We start from the raw sequence: 14,544 nt of genomic DNA, 5'->3' as shown, positions 1-14,544 counted from the left end.
GCTGGGTGGCGGAAAGCGCGCGAGTTTGCCACACGGTCCGGACAGCAATTCGGGACTGCGGCTGACATGTGACGCACTTGACGATTCGAAGAATCGATCCATCGGCCCCCCTTGCATCGGGGGGCTTTCCACCCTCTCGTTTCCGGAGTCCCATCATGCGCGCCCGCCTGCTGATCCTCGTCCTCGTGATCCTGGCGGTGGCCGGCTTCGCGGCCCAGAACTGGGCCGAGATCAATCGCTCGACCACCCTGACTTTCGGCGTCGTCCAGGCCGACGCCCCGCTCGGCCTGATCCTGCTCACGCTGCTGGGCATCGCCCTGCTGGTGTTCGCCGCCAGCGCCGCCACGCTGCGCACGCAGCACCTGGTGGAGTCGCGCCAGCATGCCAAGGCCCTGCACGCCCAGCGCGAACTGGCCGACAAGGCGGAGGCCTCGCGCTTCACCGACCTGCGGCAGATGCTCGACGTGCACCTGCGCGAAAGCCGCCAGCGCGACACCCTGGCGAGCACCGAGATGGACAAGGCCCTGGCCCAGCACCAGCGCGAATTGCGCAACCAACTGGAACAGATGTACCACTTGCTCACAGGTCGCCTGACGGAAATCGAGCGCCGCCTGGACGGCCGCCAGATGCGCGATCCGCTGGACACCCGCGCCGAGACCGTGATGCCGACCCGCATCGACGAGCCGGCTCCCCGGCACATACCGCCGGGGCGCGAGCGGGTCTGAGCGGTCAGGGAGTGTCGAACAGGCCCGGGCCGTCGGCGCCGAGCACCGCGCCCTCGATCTCGAGCAGCCGCAACTTCGTCCGGGCACCGCCCTGGGCCGAGAAGCCTCCGCTGGCCCCGCGCGCGGCCAGGATGCGGTGGCACGGGACGATGGGAGCGAACGGGTTATGCCCCAGCGCCTGCCCGACGGCCCGCGACGCACCCGGCTCGCCCAGGGCGCGTGCCATCTCGCCATAGGTGGTGACCGTGCCGGGCGTGATGGCCCGCGCAGCCGCATACACCCGGTGATGGAACGCCGGCACACCCTCCTCGTCCAGCCGCACGTCCAGCAGGGCGTCGCGCCTCCCGGCCAGCGCGCGCTGCAGGCGCTCGGCGATGGCCTGCACGGCGGCCGGCGGCGCGGCCTCGGGGACCGGACCGGTCCAGCGGCGCAATCGCGCCAGCGTGCCGGCGTCGTCGGTCTCGGGCAGCTGGCAGGCCCGGATGGCGCCGTCGGCGGTCCATGCCAGGCCGACGCGGCCGATCGCGGTCTCCACCAGGCAGCAGCCGGCCGCGGCGGCCATCAGGCCTCGCGCAGCGACTTGCGCAGCTGCGCGCCGACGTCCGGCCGCTCCAGGAAGGGGTCGGGCGGGTTGCGGATGTCGACGATGGCCTCCATGCGGCTGCGCACGTTGCCCAGCGCCTTGGGATGGCTGAAGACGTAGAAGGTGTCGGCCGCGATGGCATCGAACACCTTCTGCGCCACCTCGGCGGCGGTGACCTTGCCGGAGGACACCGCCTTGTCGCTCATCGCCTGCCCGATCAGCTGGCTGCGGGTGGGCGCGCCGGCGGCCAGGTCGCCCGGGCGGTTGCGCTCGCTGCGGTGGATGCCGGTGGGCACGAAGTAGGGGCACAGCACGCTGGCGCTGACCTGGTCGGTCACCAGGCGCAGGTCCTGGTAGAGCGTCTCGGTCAGGCTCACCACGGCATGCTTGCTGACGTTGTAGATCCCCATGTTGGGCGGCGTGAGCAGGCCGGCCATGCTGGCCGTGTTGACGATGTGGCCCTGCCACGCGGAGTCCTTCTTCGCGGCCTCCAGCATCATGGGCGTGAACACGCGCACGCCGTGGATCACGCCCCACAGGTTGACGCCCAGCACCCACTCCCAGTCGGCGATGGTGTTCTCCCACACCAGGCCGCCGGCGCCGACCCCGGCGTTGTTGAAGACGAAGTGCGGTGCGCCGAACCGCTGCGCGACCGCCTGGCCCAGCTCGTCCATCTCGGCCGCCCTGGCCACGTCGACCCGCCGCGCCAGCACCGGCACGCCCGCCTGGGCCATTTCGGCGGCGGCGCGATCCAGCGCGTCCTGCTGCACGTCGACCAGCACCAGGTTCATGCCGAGGCGCGCGCCGATGCGGGCGCACTCCAGCCCGAAGCCCGACCCGGCGCCGGTGAGCACCGCGGTCCTGCCCTTGAAGTCGGAAATCATGTGCCGTCTGCCTTTCTCAGGACGTAGCCGATGCGGGGGAAATGGACATGGACCGCACCGGCCCTGTCGTCGGTGCGGGCCAGGCTGTAGTGGGTGCGGGTGGCGGCCACGAGCTCGCCTTCGGTGGGCTCGGCGCCGAACGATTCGGCGGTGATGGCCACCCGGCTGCCGAGCGGAATGCCGTGGTCGTCCTGGAAGGCGCTGTCGACCAGCAGGTTCTGCCCGGCGGCCAGGGGCTGCGCCTGCGCCGCCACCTGGATGGCGTCCTCCGCCGACAGCGTGTCCGAAACGCCGTGGCCGATCGCCTCGATGCGGTCCATCCATTCGAGCAGCGAGGGCGTGGCCTGCAGGATGCCGGCCATCACCGGCGCGCGGCGCCGGGTGTACCAGAGCGGGTGGTAGGCGGCGAAATCGGCAATGCACGGCTCGGCGCCGAACAGGAAATCGTGCTCGTCGGCCATGTGGGCCACCCGCCGCAGGTAGGAGCGGTAGGCCGAGGTGGCGTCGGCCGCGCGCAGCTGCGTCATGTTGGTGCGCATGGCCTTGCGGTCGACGAGGAACGCCTGCGCCGTCGCCTCGTCGGGGAACATGGCGGCGGCCGACTTGGGCTGGATGCTGTAGGCCATCGCGGCCCAGAACAGGGTGCTGTCGGCCCACTGGGCGAAGATGCGGGTCACGCCCTTGAGCGGCAGCGGGTACAGGGCCGGATCCGGCTGCACGTGCTCCAGCACGTCGGCGATGAGCGCGGTGTCGCAGTAGATGTCGGCCCCGACCTGCAGGAAGGGCGTGCGGCGGTAGCCGCCGGTCAGCGCCACGACGTCGGGCTTGGGCTGGATGCGCGGCACGTGCACCGACTTCCAGGCCAGCTTCTTGGCCCCCAGCATCAGCCGCACCTTCTCGGAGAAGGGCGACTCGGGGTAGTGGTGCAGGATCAGGTCGGTCATCGTCACGGGTCCTCGTGGGTCAGCGCGGCATGGCGCGGTCGAGAAGGCGGTTGAAATCGGCGGTCGCACCGAGCGTGCCGAACGCATGGCCCCAGTCGCCCGCCAGCCGCGAGCTGCAGAAGGCGGCCGCGACGAAGTCGGGCGACATCTGGACCAGCAAGGCAGCCTGCACGGCCAGGGCGACGTCCTGCGCCAGCCGGCGCGCCTCGGCCTCGGTGGCGAGGGCATCGATGCGGGTGGGCAAGGCGGCTACCAGCCGGTCCAGCGCCGGGTGGGCGCCCAGGGCCGGCGCGAGTTCCCGGGCCAGGGCCGCGGCGGGGTCCGCCCCCGGATCGGCGCCCGGGGCAGGCTTGCGCAACGCGCGCAGCAGGTCGAGCGCCATGATGTTGCCGGCGCCTTCCCAGATCGAGTTGAGCGGCATCTCGCGGTAGATGCGCGCCATCACGCCCTCGCCGCCCTCCTCGACGTAGCCGTTGCCGCCCAGGCATTCCATCGCCTCCTGGGCGAAGTGGCTGCCGCGCTTGCAGATCCAGAACTTGGCCACCGGCGTCAGCAGGCGCGCCATGGCCGCTTCGTGCGGGTCGTCGCGGCGGTCGATGGCCCGTGCCAGCCGCAGCGACAGGGCGGTGGCCGCCTCGCTCTCCAGCGCCAGGTCGGCCAGCACGTTGCGCATCAGGGCCTGCTTCAGCAGCGGCTTGCCGAAGGCCCGGCGCTGGCGGGTGTGGTCCAGCGCCAGCGCCAGCGCCTGGCGCATCAGGCCGGTGGTGCCCAGTGCGCAGTCCAGGCGCGTCAGCATCCCCATCTCCAGGATCTGCCGGATGCCGCGGCCCTCCTCGCCCACCAGCCAGGCGGTGGCGCCGCGGAACTCGACCTCGGAGCTGGCGTTGGCCTTGTTGCCCAGCTTGTCCTTCAGGCGCTGGATGGCGACGGCGTTGCGCGTGCCGTCCGGCAGCACGCGCGGCAGGAACAGGCACGACAGGCCGGTGGCGCTCTGCGCCAGCACCAGGAAGGCGTCGCACATCGGCGCCGAGAAGAACCACTTGTGCCCGGTGACGCGCATCCGGCGGCCCCAGCCGTCCTCGCCATCGGGCTCGGCGCGGGTGGTGTTGGCCCGCACGTCCGAGCCGCCCTGCTTCTCGGTCATGCCCATGCCCATCGTCAGCCCGGCCTTGCCGTGCCAGTCGCGCAGGACCGGGTCGTAGGCGCGGTTGGTGAGCTTGGGCGTCCAGTCACCGGCGATGGCGGCATTGCCCTGCAGCGCCGGCACGGCGGAATAGGTCATGGACACCGGGCACAGCACCGACGGCTCCAGCTCCGTAAACAGCTGGAATCCGGCCGCACGCAGCACGTGGGGCGACCCGCCGCCGCCGGCCCAGGGCGCGCCGTGCAGTCCGGCGCCGACCGCCTCCGCCATCAGGGCGTGGTAGCTCGGATGGAACTCGACCTCGTCGATGCGGTGGCCGTAGCGATCGTGCGTGCGCAGCTGCGGCGGATGCACGTTGGCCAGCCGGGCATGCGCCTGCATCTCGCGGCTGCCCAGGCGCACGCCCAGCGCCTGCAGCGGCGCGGTGTCCAGTTGCGGCGCGTTGAAGCGCAGGGCGTCGCGCAGGCCGGCATTGCCGGCGAACAGGTCGTAGTCGGCCAGCGGTTCGGGCTGGTTGGTCACCTCGTGGGTGGCGGTGTCAGGCACGGGACCTCCTCGGCGCGAAGACCCTGCGCCAGGTCGCGGCCACGTCGCGCACCTCGGCCTGGCCGAGGGCGCCCTTGTCCAGCAACAGGCGGTGCAACCGTGGCAGGTGGTAGTGCGGCACCGCCGGGTACAGGTGGTGCTCCAGGTGGTAGTTGACGTGGTGCGGGAACAGCACCAGCCGCGCCAGCCAGTTGGCGGCCGATCCCCAGGTGCGGTTGGTGCGCGCCGCCGTCAGGGGCGAGCCCAGGTCCTCGACGGCGCCGTGTTCGAACACGGCGCGCAGGCGCAGGATGGGCTGCAGCGTGGTGACCAGCGGCAGCATCCACAGGACGGCGTACAGCAGCAGCCCATGAGGCCCGCCCAGGCCCAGGGCGAGCAGCGGCGCGGCGACGTGGAAGCCCAGCACCCACAGCCGGTCGCGGCGGGCGGCGGCGCGCAGCCCGGGCGAGGTGTCGTCCAGCGGTCGGATCTCGCGGCAAGTGTCGGCGTTGATGGCCGGCGCGCCGAAGAAGTAGGCGAAGGTCTTCCAGGCGTTCAGGCCGGCCAGGTCGCGCGCCAACTTGTTCCAGAGGTAGGCCTTGCCGCGCGGATAGCCGCCGTGGATGGCCGTGTCGGGATCTTCGTCGCCATACAGGTTGTTGTGGTGCAGGCGGTGCGTCACGCGGTAGGTGCACATCGAGATGCCGCCGGCCATGCCGATCGCGCGGCCCACGATGTCATTCACGCGCCGGTCGGCGAACAGCCGGTAGTGCGCCGCCTCGTGCGCCAGGATGAACAGCCCGTGCTGCGCGATGCCGATGGCGGCGATGCTGGCCAGCATCCAGGCGCTCGGCCAGGTGAGCACGGCCAAGGCGACGGCGGCGGCGATGAGTGCAACCGTCTGCCCGATCGCCAGCAGCGAGCGGGCGGCGGACAGCTGCGTCAGGGGCGCCAGTTCGGCCGCCGTGAGCAGGCGGCGCGCCTGGGCGTTGCGCAAGCCCGGCGAACGCAGGTCGTCCCGGAACTCCTCGCCCTTGCGCGCGTCCATCGGGCGCCCGTCCTTCTCAGGCCAGCTGCACCAGCTGCTTGCCGAAGTTGCGGCCCTTGAGCAGGCCCAGGAAGGCCTCGGGCGCGGCTTCCAGGCCCTGGGCGATGGTCTCGCGCGGCCGCAGGCGGCCGCTGCCCACCAGGGTGCCGAGTTCCTTCAGCGCCTCGGGCCACACCTCCATGTGCTCGCTGACGATGAAGCCCTCGACGCGCATCCGGTTCGTGAGGATGAGTTGCGGGTAGGCCATGGGAATGGGCTTGCCGTCGTAGCCCGAGATCATTCCGCACACCGCGATGCGCGAGAACGCGTTGGCGCGCAGCAGCACGGCGTCCAGCACCATGCCGCCGACGTTCTCGAAGTGGCCGTCGATGCCGTCCGGGCAGGCCTGCTTGAGGGCCCTGGCCAGCGATGCGGCGTCGGCGTGCTGCTTGTAGTCGACGCAGGCGTCGAAGCCGAGCTCCTCGGTGACGTAGCGGCACTTGTCGGGACCGCCCGCGATCCCCACGGCCCGGGCGCCACGTTCCTTGGCCAGCACGCCGACCGCGCTGCCCACCGCGCCACTGGCCGCGCTGACCACCACGGTCTGGCCGGCCTTGGGCTCGATGATCTTCACCAGCCCGTACCAGGCGGTGACGCCGGGCATGCCGACCGCGCCGAGATACTGCGACAGCGGCACCTGCGTGGTGTCGACCTTGCGCACCGCGCCGGGCTGGCCCGCATCGACCACGCTGTACTCCTGCCAGCCGCCCATGCCGACCACCTGGTCGCCGGCCGCGAACTTCGGGTGCCGGCTCTCGACCACCTCGCCCACGGTGCCGCCGATCATCACCTGCCCCAGCGGCTGCGGCTGCGCGTAGCTCTTGCTGTCGTTCATGCGGCCCCGCATGTAGGGGTCGAGGCTCAGGTAGCGGTGGCGCACCAGCACCTGCCCGTCCTGCAGCGCGGGCGTGTCGGCGGACACCAGCTTGAAGTTGGAGACGCTGGCCTCGCCCTGGGGGCGGCTGTCCAGCAGGATCTGGCGGTTCTTGGGCATGGTGGCTCCTGGCTCAGTCGGTCGAGATGTTCAGCGCCTGCGAGCCCTTGGGGCCGATGGGCAGGCGCTTGACGTACTTGAAGGTGCCGGTGGCGTGGGCGCAGGTGCGCCCGGCGGCGTCGACGATGCGCGCCTCGGTGAAGGCCATGGTGGCCGTGCGGTGCATCAGCCGGCCCAGGCCCTGGAGCTGGCCGCGCGAGGGCTGCATGAAGCTGGTCTTCATCTCGATGGTCACCACGCCCATGTCCATCTCGAGGCTGCGCGCCGCCGTGGCCATGGTGACGTCCAGCAGGGTCATCACCACCCCGCCGTGTGCCACGTTGAACGAGTTCATGTGCTCGGGGCCGGGCTCGAAGTCGATGCGCGACTCGCCCTCCTCCATCCGCACCAGGCGGAAGCCGAGGTGCTCGACGAACGGGATGGCGACGCCGAAGGTCTTGCTGTCCATCATCCCCCCGTGACCATGCTGACCCCGCCGTCCACGGCCAGCCACTGGCCGGTGATGTGCTTGCCGGCGTCGGAGGCGAACAGCAGTGCCGTTCCCTTGAGGTCCTCGTCGTCGCCCAGGCGGCGCAGCGGCGCATGGGCGGCAAGCTGGTCCTCGCCCAGGCGATCCAGCGTGCCGCGGGTCATCCTGCTGGGGAAGAAGCCCGGGCAGATGGCATTGACCGTGATGTTGTACCTGCCCCATTCGGCCCCGAGCGCACGGGTGAAGTTGAGGACGGCGCCCTTGGAGGTGTTGTAGGCCAGGGTCTGCATCTCGGGCGGGTTGCCGCCCAGCCCGGCGATCGATGCGATGTTGATGATGCGGCCGTAGCGGCGCTCGATCATGCAGTGCTTCGCCAGGTGCTGCGACAGGATGAAATAGCCGCGCACGTTCAGGTTCATCAGCTTGTCCCAGGCCTCCACCGGGTGGTCCTCGGCCGGGGCGCCCCAGGCGGCACCGGCGTTGTTCACCAGGATGTGGACATCGCCCATGCGCTCGAGCGTCTGGTCGGCCATGCGGCGGATGTCCTCCTCGCGCGAGGCATCGGCCGCGATCCAGCGCGCGTCGATGCCGTCGGCCTGCAGTTCGGCGGCGGCCTCCTCCAGGTCGGCGGCCTTGCGGGAGGTGAGCATGATGCGGGCGCCGGCCTCGCCCAGCGCGTGCGCCAGCTGCAGGCCCAGGCCACGCGAGCCGCCGGTGACCAGGGCGGTCTTGCCCCGGAGATCGAACAGTTGCTGGATGGTGCGGGTCATGGTGGATCTCGTTGTTGTGCGGAAGATTGTGCGCCGCCGGGCGGGGGTTCACCCAGGCGCGACCGCACGCCGATGAGCACCAGGCCCGCCGCGGTCGCGATGCCGCCGAGCACGCCCAGCGACCAGCCGGCGACGACGTGCGCACCGTGCGTGGCGACGCCCAGGACGACGCCGAACAGGCCGCCGTAGATGAGCATCCAGATCAGGCGGTCGATCCATGCCAGCGTGCGTGCCGAAGCCATCGTCAGAAGGCGTCTTCCGGCATGTCGGCGCAGGTGGGGTCGCGCGTTTCCACCACCTTCAGCCAGGCGGCGACCCTGGGCAGCTCGTAATGGAAGAAGTACCGTGCCGCGTGCAGGCGCCCGGTGTCGGCGGCACGGCGGCGTGCGGGGTCGGCCGGGATGGTGAGCACGACGTCGAGCCAGGTCCAGGCGATGACCAGGTGGCCGAACGCCTGCATGTAGGGCACGGCATTGGCCAGCGCTGCCGCCGGCTCACCGGTGGCCCAGGCCGCCTTGGTGGCGGCACCCACGTGCTGCAGGGCCTGGGCCAGGGCGTTGGCGTGCCCGGCCAGGTCGGGCCGCTGCAACGCCGCCTCGATGGTGCGGTTGATGCGCCCGGCAACGAGTTGCAGGCCGCGCCCGCCTTCCATGACCACCTTGCGCCCCAGCAGGTCGGCCGCCTGGATGCCGTGCGTGCCCTCGTGGATCATGTTCAGGCGGTTGTCGCGCCAGTACTGCTCGACCGGGAAGTCGCGCGTGTAGCCGTAGCCGCCATGGACCTGGATGGCGAGCGAATTCGCCTCCAGGCAGAACTCGCTGGGCCAGCTCTTGGCGATGGGTGTCAGCACCTCCAGCAGAAGCCGGGCCTCGTCGGCATCCTCCGGCGTGCCGGTGTGCTGTTCGTCGACCAGGCGTGCGCACTGCAGCATGAGCGCCAGCGCGCCTTCGCCGTACGCCTTCTGCGCCAGCAGCATGCGCTTGATGTCGGCGTGCTCGATGATGCGCACCGGCGGCTGCGACGGATCCTTGCCGGCGCTCCCCACGGGCCGGCCCTGGGGCCGGTTCTTCGCGTACTCGAGCGAGGCGTAGTAGCCGGCCAGGCCCAGCGCGGTGGCCGCCATACCGATGCCGATGCGGGCCTCGTTCATCATGTGGAACATGCAGCGCAGGCCCTCGTGCGGCTTGCCGACGAGGTAGCCGATGGCGCCGGCGCCACCGCGCACGGGGTAGCGCCCCTCGCCGAAATTCAGCAGCGTGTTGGTCGTGCCGCGCCAGCCCAGCTTGTGATTCAGGCCGGCCAGCGCGACGTCGTTGCGCTCGCCGGTGAGCTGCCCGTCGGTGCCGACGAGCTTCTTGGGCACGATGAACAACGAGATGCCGCGCGTGCCAGGGACGAGCTTGCCGTCCGGGCCGGGGATCTTGGCCAGCACCAGGTGGACGATGTTCTCGGCCAGCTCGTTCTCGCCGGCCGAGATCCACATCTTGTTGCCGGTGAGCCGGTAGCGCGGCCCCAGCGGATCGGCCTCGGAGCCGTCGCCGTCGGGCACCGCGCGCGTCGTGATGTCCGACAGCGACGAGCCCGCCTGCGGCTCCGACAGGCACATGGTGCCGGTGAAGCGGCCACCGAACTCGTTGCGCGCGAACACCGCCTTCTGTGCCTCGGTGCCATGCACCATCAGCAGGTTGGCGTTGCCCTTGGTGAGCAGGCTGGAGCCGATGCTCACCGAGGCCACCGCGAAGAAGCCGTTGGCCGCCGCCTCGATGGTGTAGGGCAGTTGCATGCCGCCCTCGTCGTAATCCTGCGCGGCGCTGACCATGCCCGACTCGACGTACGCCCGGTGCGCCTCGTGCGTGGCCTGCGGCAGGATGACCTTCTCGCCGTCGAAGCGCGGCTCCTCGGTGTCGACCAGCCGGTTGAACGGCGCGTACTTCTCGCGCGCGATGCGCTCGCAGGTGTCGAGCACCGCGTCGAAGGTCTCGCGCGAGTGGTCGGCGAACCGCGCCCGCCCGGCCAGCCGGTCGGCCTTGAGCCAGTCGTAGAGGAGGAAGTCGAGGGTGGGACGCAGAGACATGCAGGCGCTCAGGGGAAATGCAAACAGCCGGACTCCCGTGCGCAGACAGCGCGGAAGGACGCAGAGGTCGCCGACAAGTCAGCCAACCGATTCTTCTGCGTCTTCCGCGAACTTCTGCGCCAGGGGGTCCCTTCTGCCTCTTCAGAGAACCTCGAACACCCCCGCCGCCCCCATGCCGCCGCCGACGCACATCGTGACGACGACCTTCTTGGCGCCGCGGCGCTTGCCTTCGATGAGGGCGTGCCCGGTCAGGCGCTGGCCGGAGACGCCGTAAGGGTGGCCGACCGCGATGGCGCCGCCGTCGACGTTCAGGCGGTCGTTCGGGATGCCCAGCTTGTCGCGGCAGTAGATGACCTGCACCGCAAAGGCCTCGTTCAGCTCCCACAGGTCGATGTCGCCGACCTTCAGGCCCAGCTTCTTGAGCACCTTGGGAATCGCGTAGACGGGGCCGATGCCCATCTCGTCGGGCTCGCAGCCGGCGACCGCGAAGCCGAGGAAGCGGCCCAGCGGCTTGAGGTTGTTCTTCGAGGCGTATTCCTCGCTCACCACCACGCAGGCGCCCGCGCCGTCGGAGAACTGGCTGGCATTGCCGGCCGAGATCACGCCCCCGGGCAGCGCCGGCTTGATGCCGCTGATGCTTTCCTTGGTGGTGCCCTCGCGCAGGCCCTCGTCCCTGGCGACGGTGACCTCCCTGGTGCGCAGGCCCATGACCGGGTCGGCCACGCCGGCCTTGACGGTGATGGGCGCGATCTCGGCCTCGAAGCGGCCGGCCGCCTGGGCGGCGCAGGCCTTCTGCTGGCTGGCGGCGCCGTACTCGTCCATCGCGTCGCGGCCGATGTTGTAGCGCTTGGCCACCTGCTCGGCCGTCTGCAGCATCGACCAGTAGATCTCGGGCTTCTTCTTGTCGAGGTCGAGGTCGCGCAGCATGTGCTGGTTCATCTCCTGCTGCACACAGGAGATGCTCTCGACGCCGCCAGCCACGTAGACGTCGCCCTCGCCCGCGATGATGCGCTGCGACACCATGGCGATGGTCTGCAGGCCCGACGAGCAGAAGCGGTTGACGGTGGCGCCCGAGACGGAGATCGGCAGGTCGGCCATCAGCGCGATCTGGCGGGCGATGTTGGCGCCGGTGGCGCCCTCGGGGTTGGCGCACCCCATCAGCACGTCCTCGATGGCGCCGGGGTCGATGCCCGCGCGCTGGACGGCCTGCTTGACGGCATGGCCGCCGAGGGTGGCGCCATGGGTCATGTTGAACGCGCCCTTCCAGCTCTTGGTGAGGGGCGTGCGGGCGGTGGAGACGATGACGGCGTTGGTCATGGTGGGCCTTTCAGGGGTTCGGTCGCGGCGGTGGGCGGTCAGTTGAAGGTCTTGCCTTCGGCGACCAGGCGCTGGATGAGGGGAGCCGGTTCCCAGAACGCGGCGTCGTCGCGCGGGTTCTGCTGGAACCGCTTCATGGCCTGCACCACGTTGAACAGCCCGACCTGGTCGGCGTACAGCATGGGGCCGCCACGGTGCGCCGGGAATCCGTAGCCGGTGAGGTACACCATGTCGATGTCGCCGGCGCGCACCGCGATGCCCTCTTCCAGGATGCGTGCGCCCTCGTTGACCAGCGAGAACACCAGCCGCTGCACGATCTCCTCGTCGGAGATCTTGCGCGGGGTGATGCCCAGCTCCTTGCGGTGGTCGGCCACCAGGTCCTCGACCAGCTTGGACGGGATGGCGTCGCGCTTGCCGGCCTGGTAGTCGTACCAGCCGGCGCCGGTCTTCTGGCCGAAGCGGCCCAGCTCGCACAGCTTGTCGGCGGTGCGGCTGTACTTCATGTCGGGCCGCTCCTGGGCACGGCGCTTGCGGATGGCCCAGCCGATGTCGTTGCCGGCCAGGTCGCCCATGCGGAACGGGCCCATCGCGAAGCCGAAGCGCTCGATCGCCTTGTCGACCTGCTGCGGGGTGGCGCCTTCATCGAGCAGGAAACCGGCCTGCCGGCTGTACTGCTCGATCATGCGGTTGCCGATGAAGCCGTCGCAGACGCCGGCGACCACCGCCGTCTTGCGGATCTTCTTGGCCAGGTCCATCACGGTGGCGAGCACGTCCTTGGCGGTCTTCTCGCCGCGCACCACCTCCAGCAGCTTCATCACGTTGGCCGGGCTGAAGAAATGCAGGCCCACCACGTCCTGCGGCCGCTTGGTGAAGGCTGCGATCTTGTTCACGTCGAGGGTCGAGGTGTTCGAGGCCAGGATGGCGCCCGGCTTCATCACGCCGTCCAGCGTCTCGAAGACCTTCTGCTTGACGCCCATCTCCTCGAACACGGCCTCGATCACCAGGTCGGCCTGCGCCAGGTCCTTGTAGTCGAGCGTGGTGGACAGCAGCGCCATGCGCTGGTCGAACCGGTCCTGCTGGAGCTTGCCCTTCTTGACCTGGGCCTCGTAGTTCTTGCGGATGGTGGCGATGCCGCGGTCCAGCGCCTCCTGCTTCATCTCCAGGATGGTCACCGGGATGCCGGCGTTCAGGAAGTTCATGGAGATGCCGCCGCCCATGGTGCCGGCGCCGATGACGGCCACCTTCTGGATCGGCCGCCGGGGGGTGTCCTCCGGCACGTCCGGGATCTTGGAGGCGTTGCGTTCGGCCCCGAAGATGTGGCGCAACGCGCGGCTCTCCGGCGTGAACATGAGGTTGGTGAAGAGCTCGCGCTCGAACACCATGCCTTCGTCGAACTTCTTCTTGGTCGAGGCCTCGACCGCATCGACGCACTTCACCGGCGCCGGGAAATTCCGGGCCATGCCCTTGACCATGTTGCGGGCGAACTGGAAGTAGGCGTCCCCCATGGGGTGCTTGCTGGGCAGGTCGCGCACGCGCGGCAGCGGCCGCACGCCGGCCACGCTGCGGGCATAGGCCAGTGCCTCTTCCAGCAGCGACTCGGCCGAGCCCGCCATCTTGTCGAACAGCTTCTGGCCCGGCTGCTGGGCCAGCAGTTCACTCTTGACCGGCTCGCCCGACACGATCATGTTCAGGGCCGTCTCGACGCCCAGCACGCGCGGCAGGCGCATGGTGCCGCCGGCGCCGGGGATGAGGCCCAGCTTGACTTCGGGCAGCGCGATGCTGGCACCCGGGGCCGCGATGCGGTAGTGGCAGCCCAGCGACAGCTCCAGCCCGCCGCCCATGGTGACGGAATGGATGGCCGCGACCACCGGCTTGGGGCAGTTCTCCACCGCCGAGATCACAGACAGCAGGTTGGGCTCGGTGAGTGCCTTGCTGGTGCCGAACTCCTTGATGTCGGCGCCGCCGGAAAAGGCGCGGCCGGCCCCCGTGAGCACGATGGCCTTGACGGCCGGATCGGCAATGGCTTTCTCCAGCCCTGCCGTGATGCCCTGCCGGGTGGCCAGGCCCAGCCCGTTGACGGGCGGGTTGTTCATCGTGATCACGGCGACATCGCCGTGCACCTTGTAGTCAGCCGACATGGAGGGTCTCCTGGAGGAAAAAGAACGAGCGTTCGCTGGCGGGCGATTCTAGAAAGAGGATGGTGCGGTGCAATGCCTGGCTTGTCACGGTAGGGACTCTCCGCAGCGGCGTGCCGCGACGCGAAGCCAGGACGGCCTGGCTGATCAGCCAACCGGTCACGGACCGCGCGGCGGTCCGTGGACGGCTAGACCTCCAGCCACTCCTTGCGAGTGTAGGCGTCGGCACGCAGGCTGTCAGGGGTGCCGTGGAACACGATGCTGCCGTGGCCCATGACCAGCGCCCGGTCGGAGATGGCCATCGCGATGGTGAGTTTCTGTTCGATCAGCAGCACCGACAGGCCCTTGTCCTTGAGGCGCCGCAGGTACTCGCCCACCAGCTCCACGATCTTGGGCGCCAGGCCCTCGGTGGGCTCGTCGATGATGATCAGGTCGGGGTCGCCCATCAGCGTGCGGCACAGGGTGAGCATCTGCTGCTCGCCGCCCGAGAGCACCCCCGCCTCGGTGTGCTGGCGCTCCTTCAGGCGCGGGAACATGGCGTACATCTCGTCAAACGACCAGCGGCCGGACCGCCCTGCCCGCTTCTCGCCCAGCATCAGGTTCTGGTGCACGGTGAGCTTGGGGAAGATGTCGCGGTTCTCCGGCACGTAGCCGATGCCCAGGTGCGCGATCTCGTACGGCTTGCTGCCCAGGACCTGGCGCCCCTTCCACTCGACGCTGCCGGTGCACTCGACCATCCCCATGATGGCCTTGGCCGTGGTCGACCGGCCCGATCCGTTGCGCCCGAGGAGCGCCACGATCTCGCCGGGACGCACGTCGAACTGCACCCCGTGCAGCACGTGGCTCTTGCCGTAGAAGGCGTGCAGGTTGTCGACCTTCAGCATGGCAACGGC

The 14,544-nt window shown here is 70.1% G+C and carries 14 protein-coding genes; 1 reads left to right on the top strand and 13 read right to left on the bottom strand.

The features are described 5' to 3' along the window. Nucleotides 1-155 precede the first annotated feature (155 nt). On the top strand, nt 156-725 hold the full coding sequence (locus tag GON04_RS14900; RefSeq protein WP_157398865.1) for a hypothetical protein: 570 nt from the start codon (nt 156-158) through the stop codon (nt 723-725). 4 nt (nt 726-729) lie between these two features. Here GON04_RS14900 and GON04_RS14895 read toward each other — a convergent pair whose 3' ends face one another. The 13 genes from GON04_RS14895 to GON04_RS14835 form a co-directional block, all read right to left on the bottom strand. Then, nucleotides 730-1,287 carry a methylated-DNA--[protein]-cysteine S-methyltransferase gene (locus tag GON04_RS14895; protein ID WP_157398864.1) on the bottom strand — a complete coding sequence of 186 codons (558 nt, stop codon included), beginning with the start codon at nt 1,285-1,287 and terminating at the stop codon, nt 730-732. Continuing rightward, entirely contained in the window at nt 1,287-2,192 is a 906-nt protein-coding gene (locus GON04_RS14890) for an SDR family oxidoreductase (protein WP_157398863.1), read from the bottom strand. The genes GON04_RS14895 and GON04_RS14890 overlap by 1 nt, the downstream gene beginning before the upstream one ends. Beyond that, nucleotides 2,189-3,136, bottom strand: coding sequence for a glutathione S-transferase family protein (locus tag GON04_RS14885; protein WP_157398862.1), 948 nt, complete (start codon nt 3,134-3,136; stop codon nt 2,189-2,191). The genes GON04_RS14890 and GON04_RS14885 overlap by 4 nt, the downstream gene beginning before the upstream one ends. 19 nt (nt 3,137-3,155) lie before the next feature. After that, nucleotides 3,156-4,826 (bottom strand): isovaleryl-CoA dehydrogenase, encoded by a 1,671-nt coding sequence (locus tag GON04_RS14880; protein WP_181653591.1) that lies wholly within the window; start codon nt 4,824-4,826, stop codon nt 3,156-3,158. Next, nucleotides 4,819-5,853 carry a fatty acid desaturase family protein gene (locus GON04_RS14875; protein WP_157398861.1) on the bottom strand — a complete coding sequence of 345 codons (1,035 nt, stop codon included), beginning with the start codon at nt 5,851-5,853 and terminating at the stop codon, nt 4,819-4,821. The genes GON04_RS14880 and GON04_RS14875 overlap by 8 nt, the downstream gene beginning before the upstream one ends. A 16-nt stretch (nt 5,854-5,869) precedes the next feature. Further along, complete coding sequence (locus GON04_RS14870) at nt 5,870-6,886, bottom strand: NADP-dependent oxidoreductase (RefSeq protein WP_157398860.1); 1,017 nt, start codon at nt 6,884-6,886, stop codon at nt 5,870-5,872. 13 nt (nt 6,887-6,899) lie between these two features. After that, complete coding sequence (locus tag GON04_RS14865) at nt 6,900-7,334, bottom strand: PaaI family thioesterase (RefSeq protein ID WP_157398859.1); 435 nt, start codon at nt 7,332-7,334, stop codon at nt 6,900-6,902. Continuing rightward, on the bottom strand, nt 7,334-8,125 hold the full coding sequence (locus GON04_RS14860; RefSeq protein ID WP_157398858.1) for an SDR family oxidoreductase: 792 nt from the start codon (nt 8,123-8,125) through the stop codon (nt 7,334-7,336). The genes GON04_RS14865 and GON04_RS14860 overlap by 1 nt, the downstream gene beginning before the upstream one ends. Further along, entirely contained in the window at nt 8,122-8,367 is a 246-nt protein-coding gene (locus tag GON04_RS14855) for a hypothetical protein (RefSeq protein WP_157398857.1), read from the bottom strand. The genes GON04_RS14860 and GON04_RS14855 overlap by 4 nt, the downstream gene beginning before the upstream one ends. Before the next feature lie 2 nt (nt 8,368-8,369). Continuing rightward, on the bottom strand, nt 8,370-10,199 hold the full coding sequence (locus tag GON04_RS14850; protein ID WP_157398856.1) for an acyl-CoA dehydrogenase: 1,830 nt from the start codon (nt 10,197-10,199) through the stop codon (nt 8,370-8,372). Nucleotides 10,200-10,340: 141 nt separating this feature from the next. Next, on the bottom strand, nt 10,341-11,516 hold the full coding sequence (locus tag GON04_RS14845; RefSeq protein WP_157398855.1) for an acetyl-CoA C-acyltransferase: 1,176 nt from the start codon (nt 11,514-11,516) through the stop codon (nt 10,341-10,343). 38 nt (nt 11,517-11,554) lie between these two features. Further along, nucleotides 11,555-13,654, bottom strand: a complete 2,100-nt coding sequence (locus GON04_RS14840; RefSeq protein WP_157398854.1) for a 3-hydroxyacyl-CoA dehydrogenase NAD-binding domain-containing protein — start codon at nt 13,652-13,654, stop codon at nt 11,555-11,557. Between the two features lie 185 nt (nt 13,655-13,839). Next, nucleotides 13,840-14,535, bottom strand: a complete 696-nt coding sequence (locus tag GON04_RS14835) for an ABC transporter ATP-binding protein (RefSeq protein WP_157398853.1) — start codon at nt 14,533-14,535, stop codon at nt 13,840-13,842. Nucleotides 14,536-14,544 lie beyond the last annotated feature (9 nt).

Source organism: Ramlibacter pinisoli (genome assembly GCF_009758015.1).
In the GTDB taxonomy this organism is placed as follows: domain Bacteria; phylum Pseudomonadota; class Gammaproteobacteria; order Burkholderiales; family Burkholderiaceae_C; genus Ramlibacter; species Ramlibacter pinisoli.
This window is presented reverse-complemented; position numbering and strand designations above follow the sequence as displayed.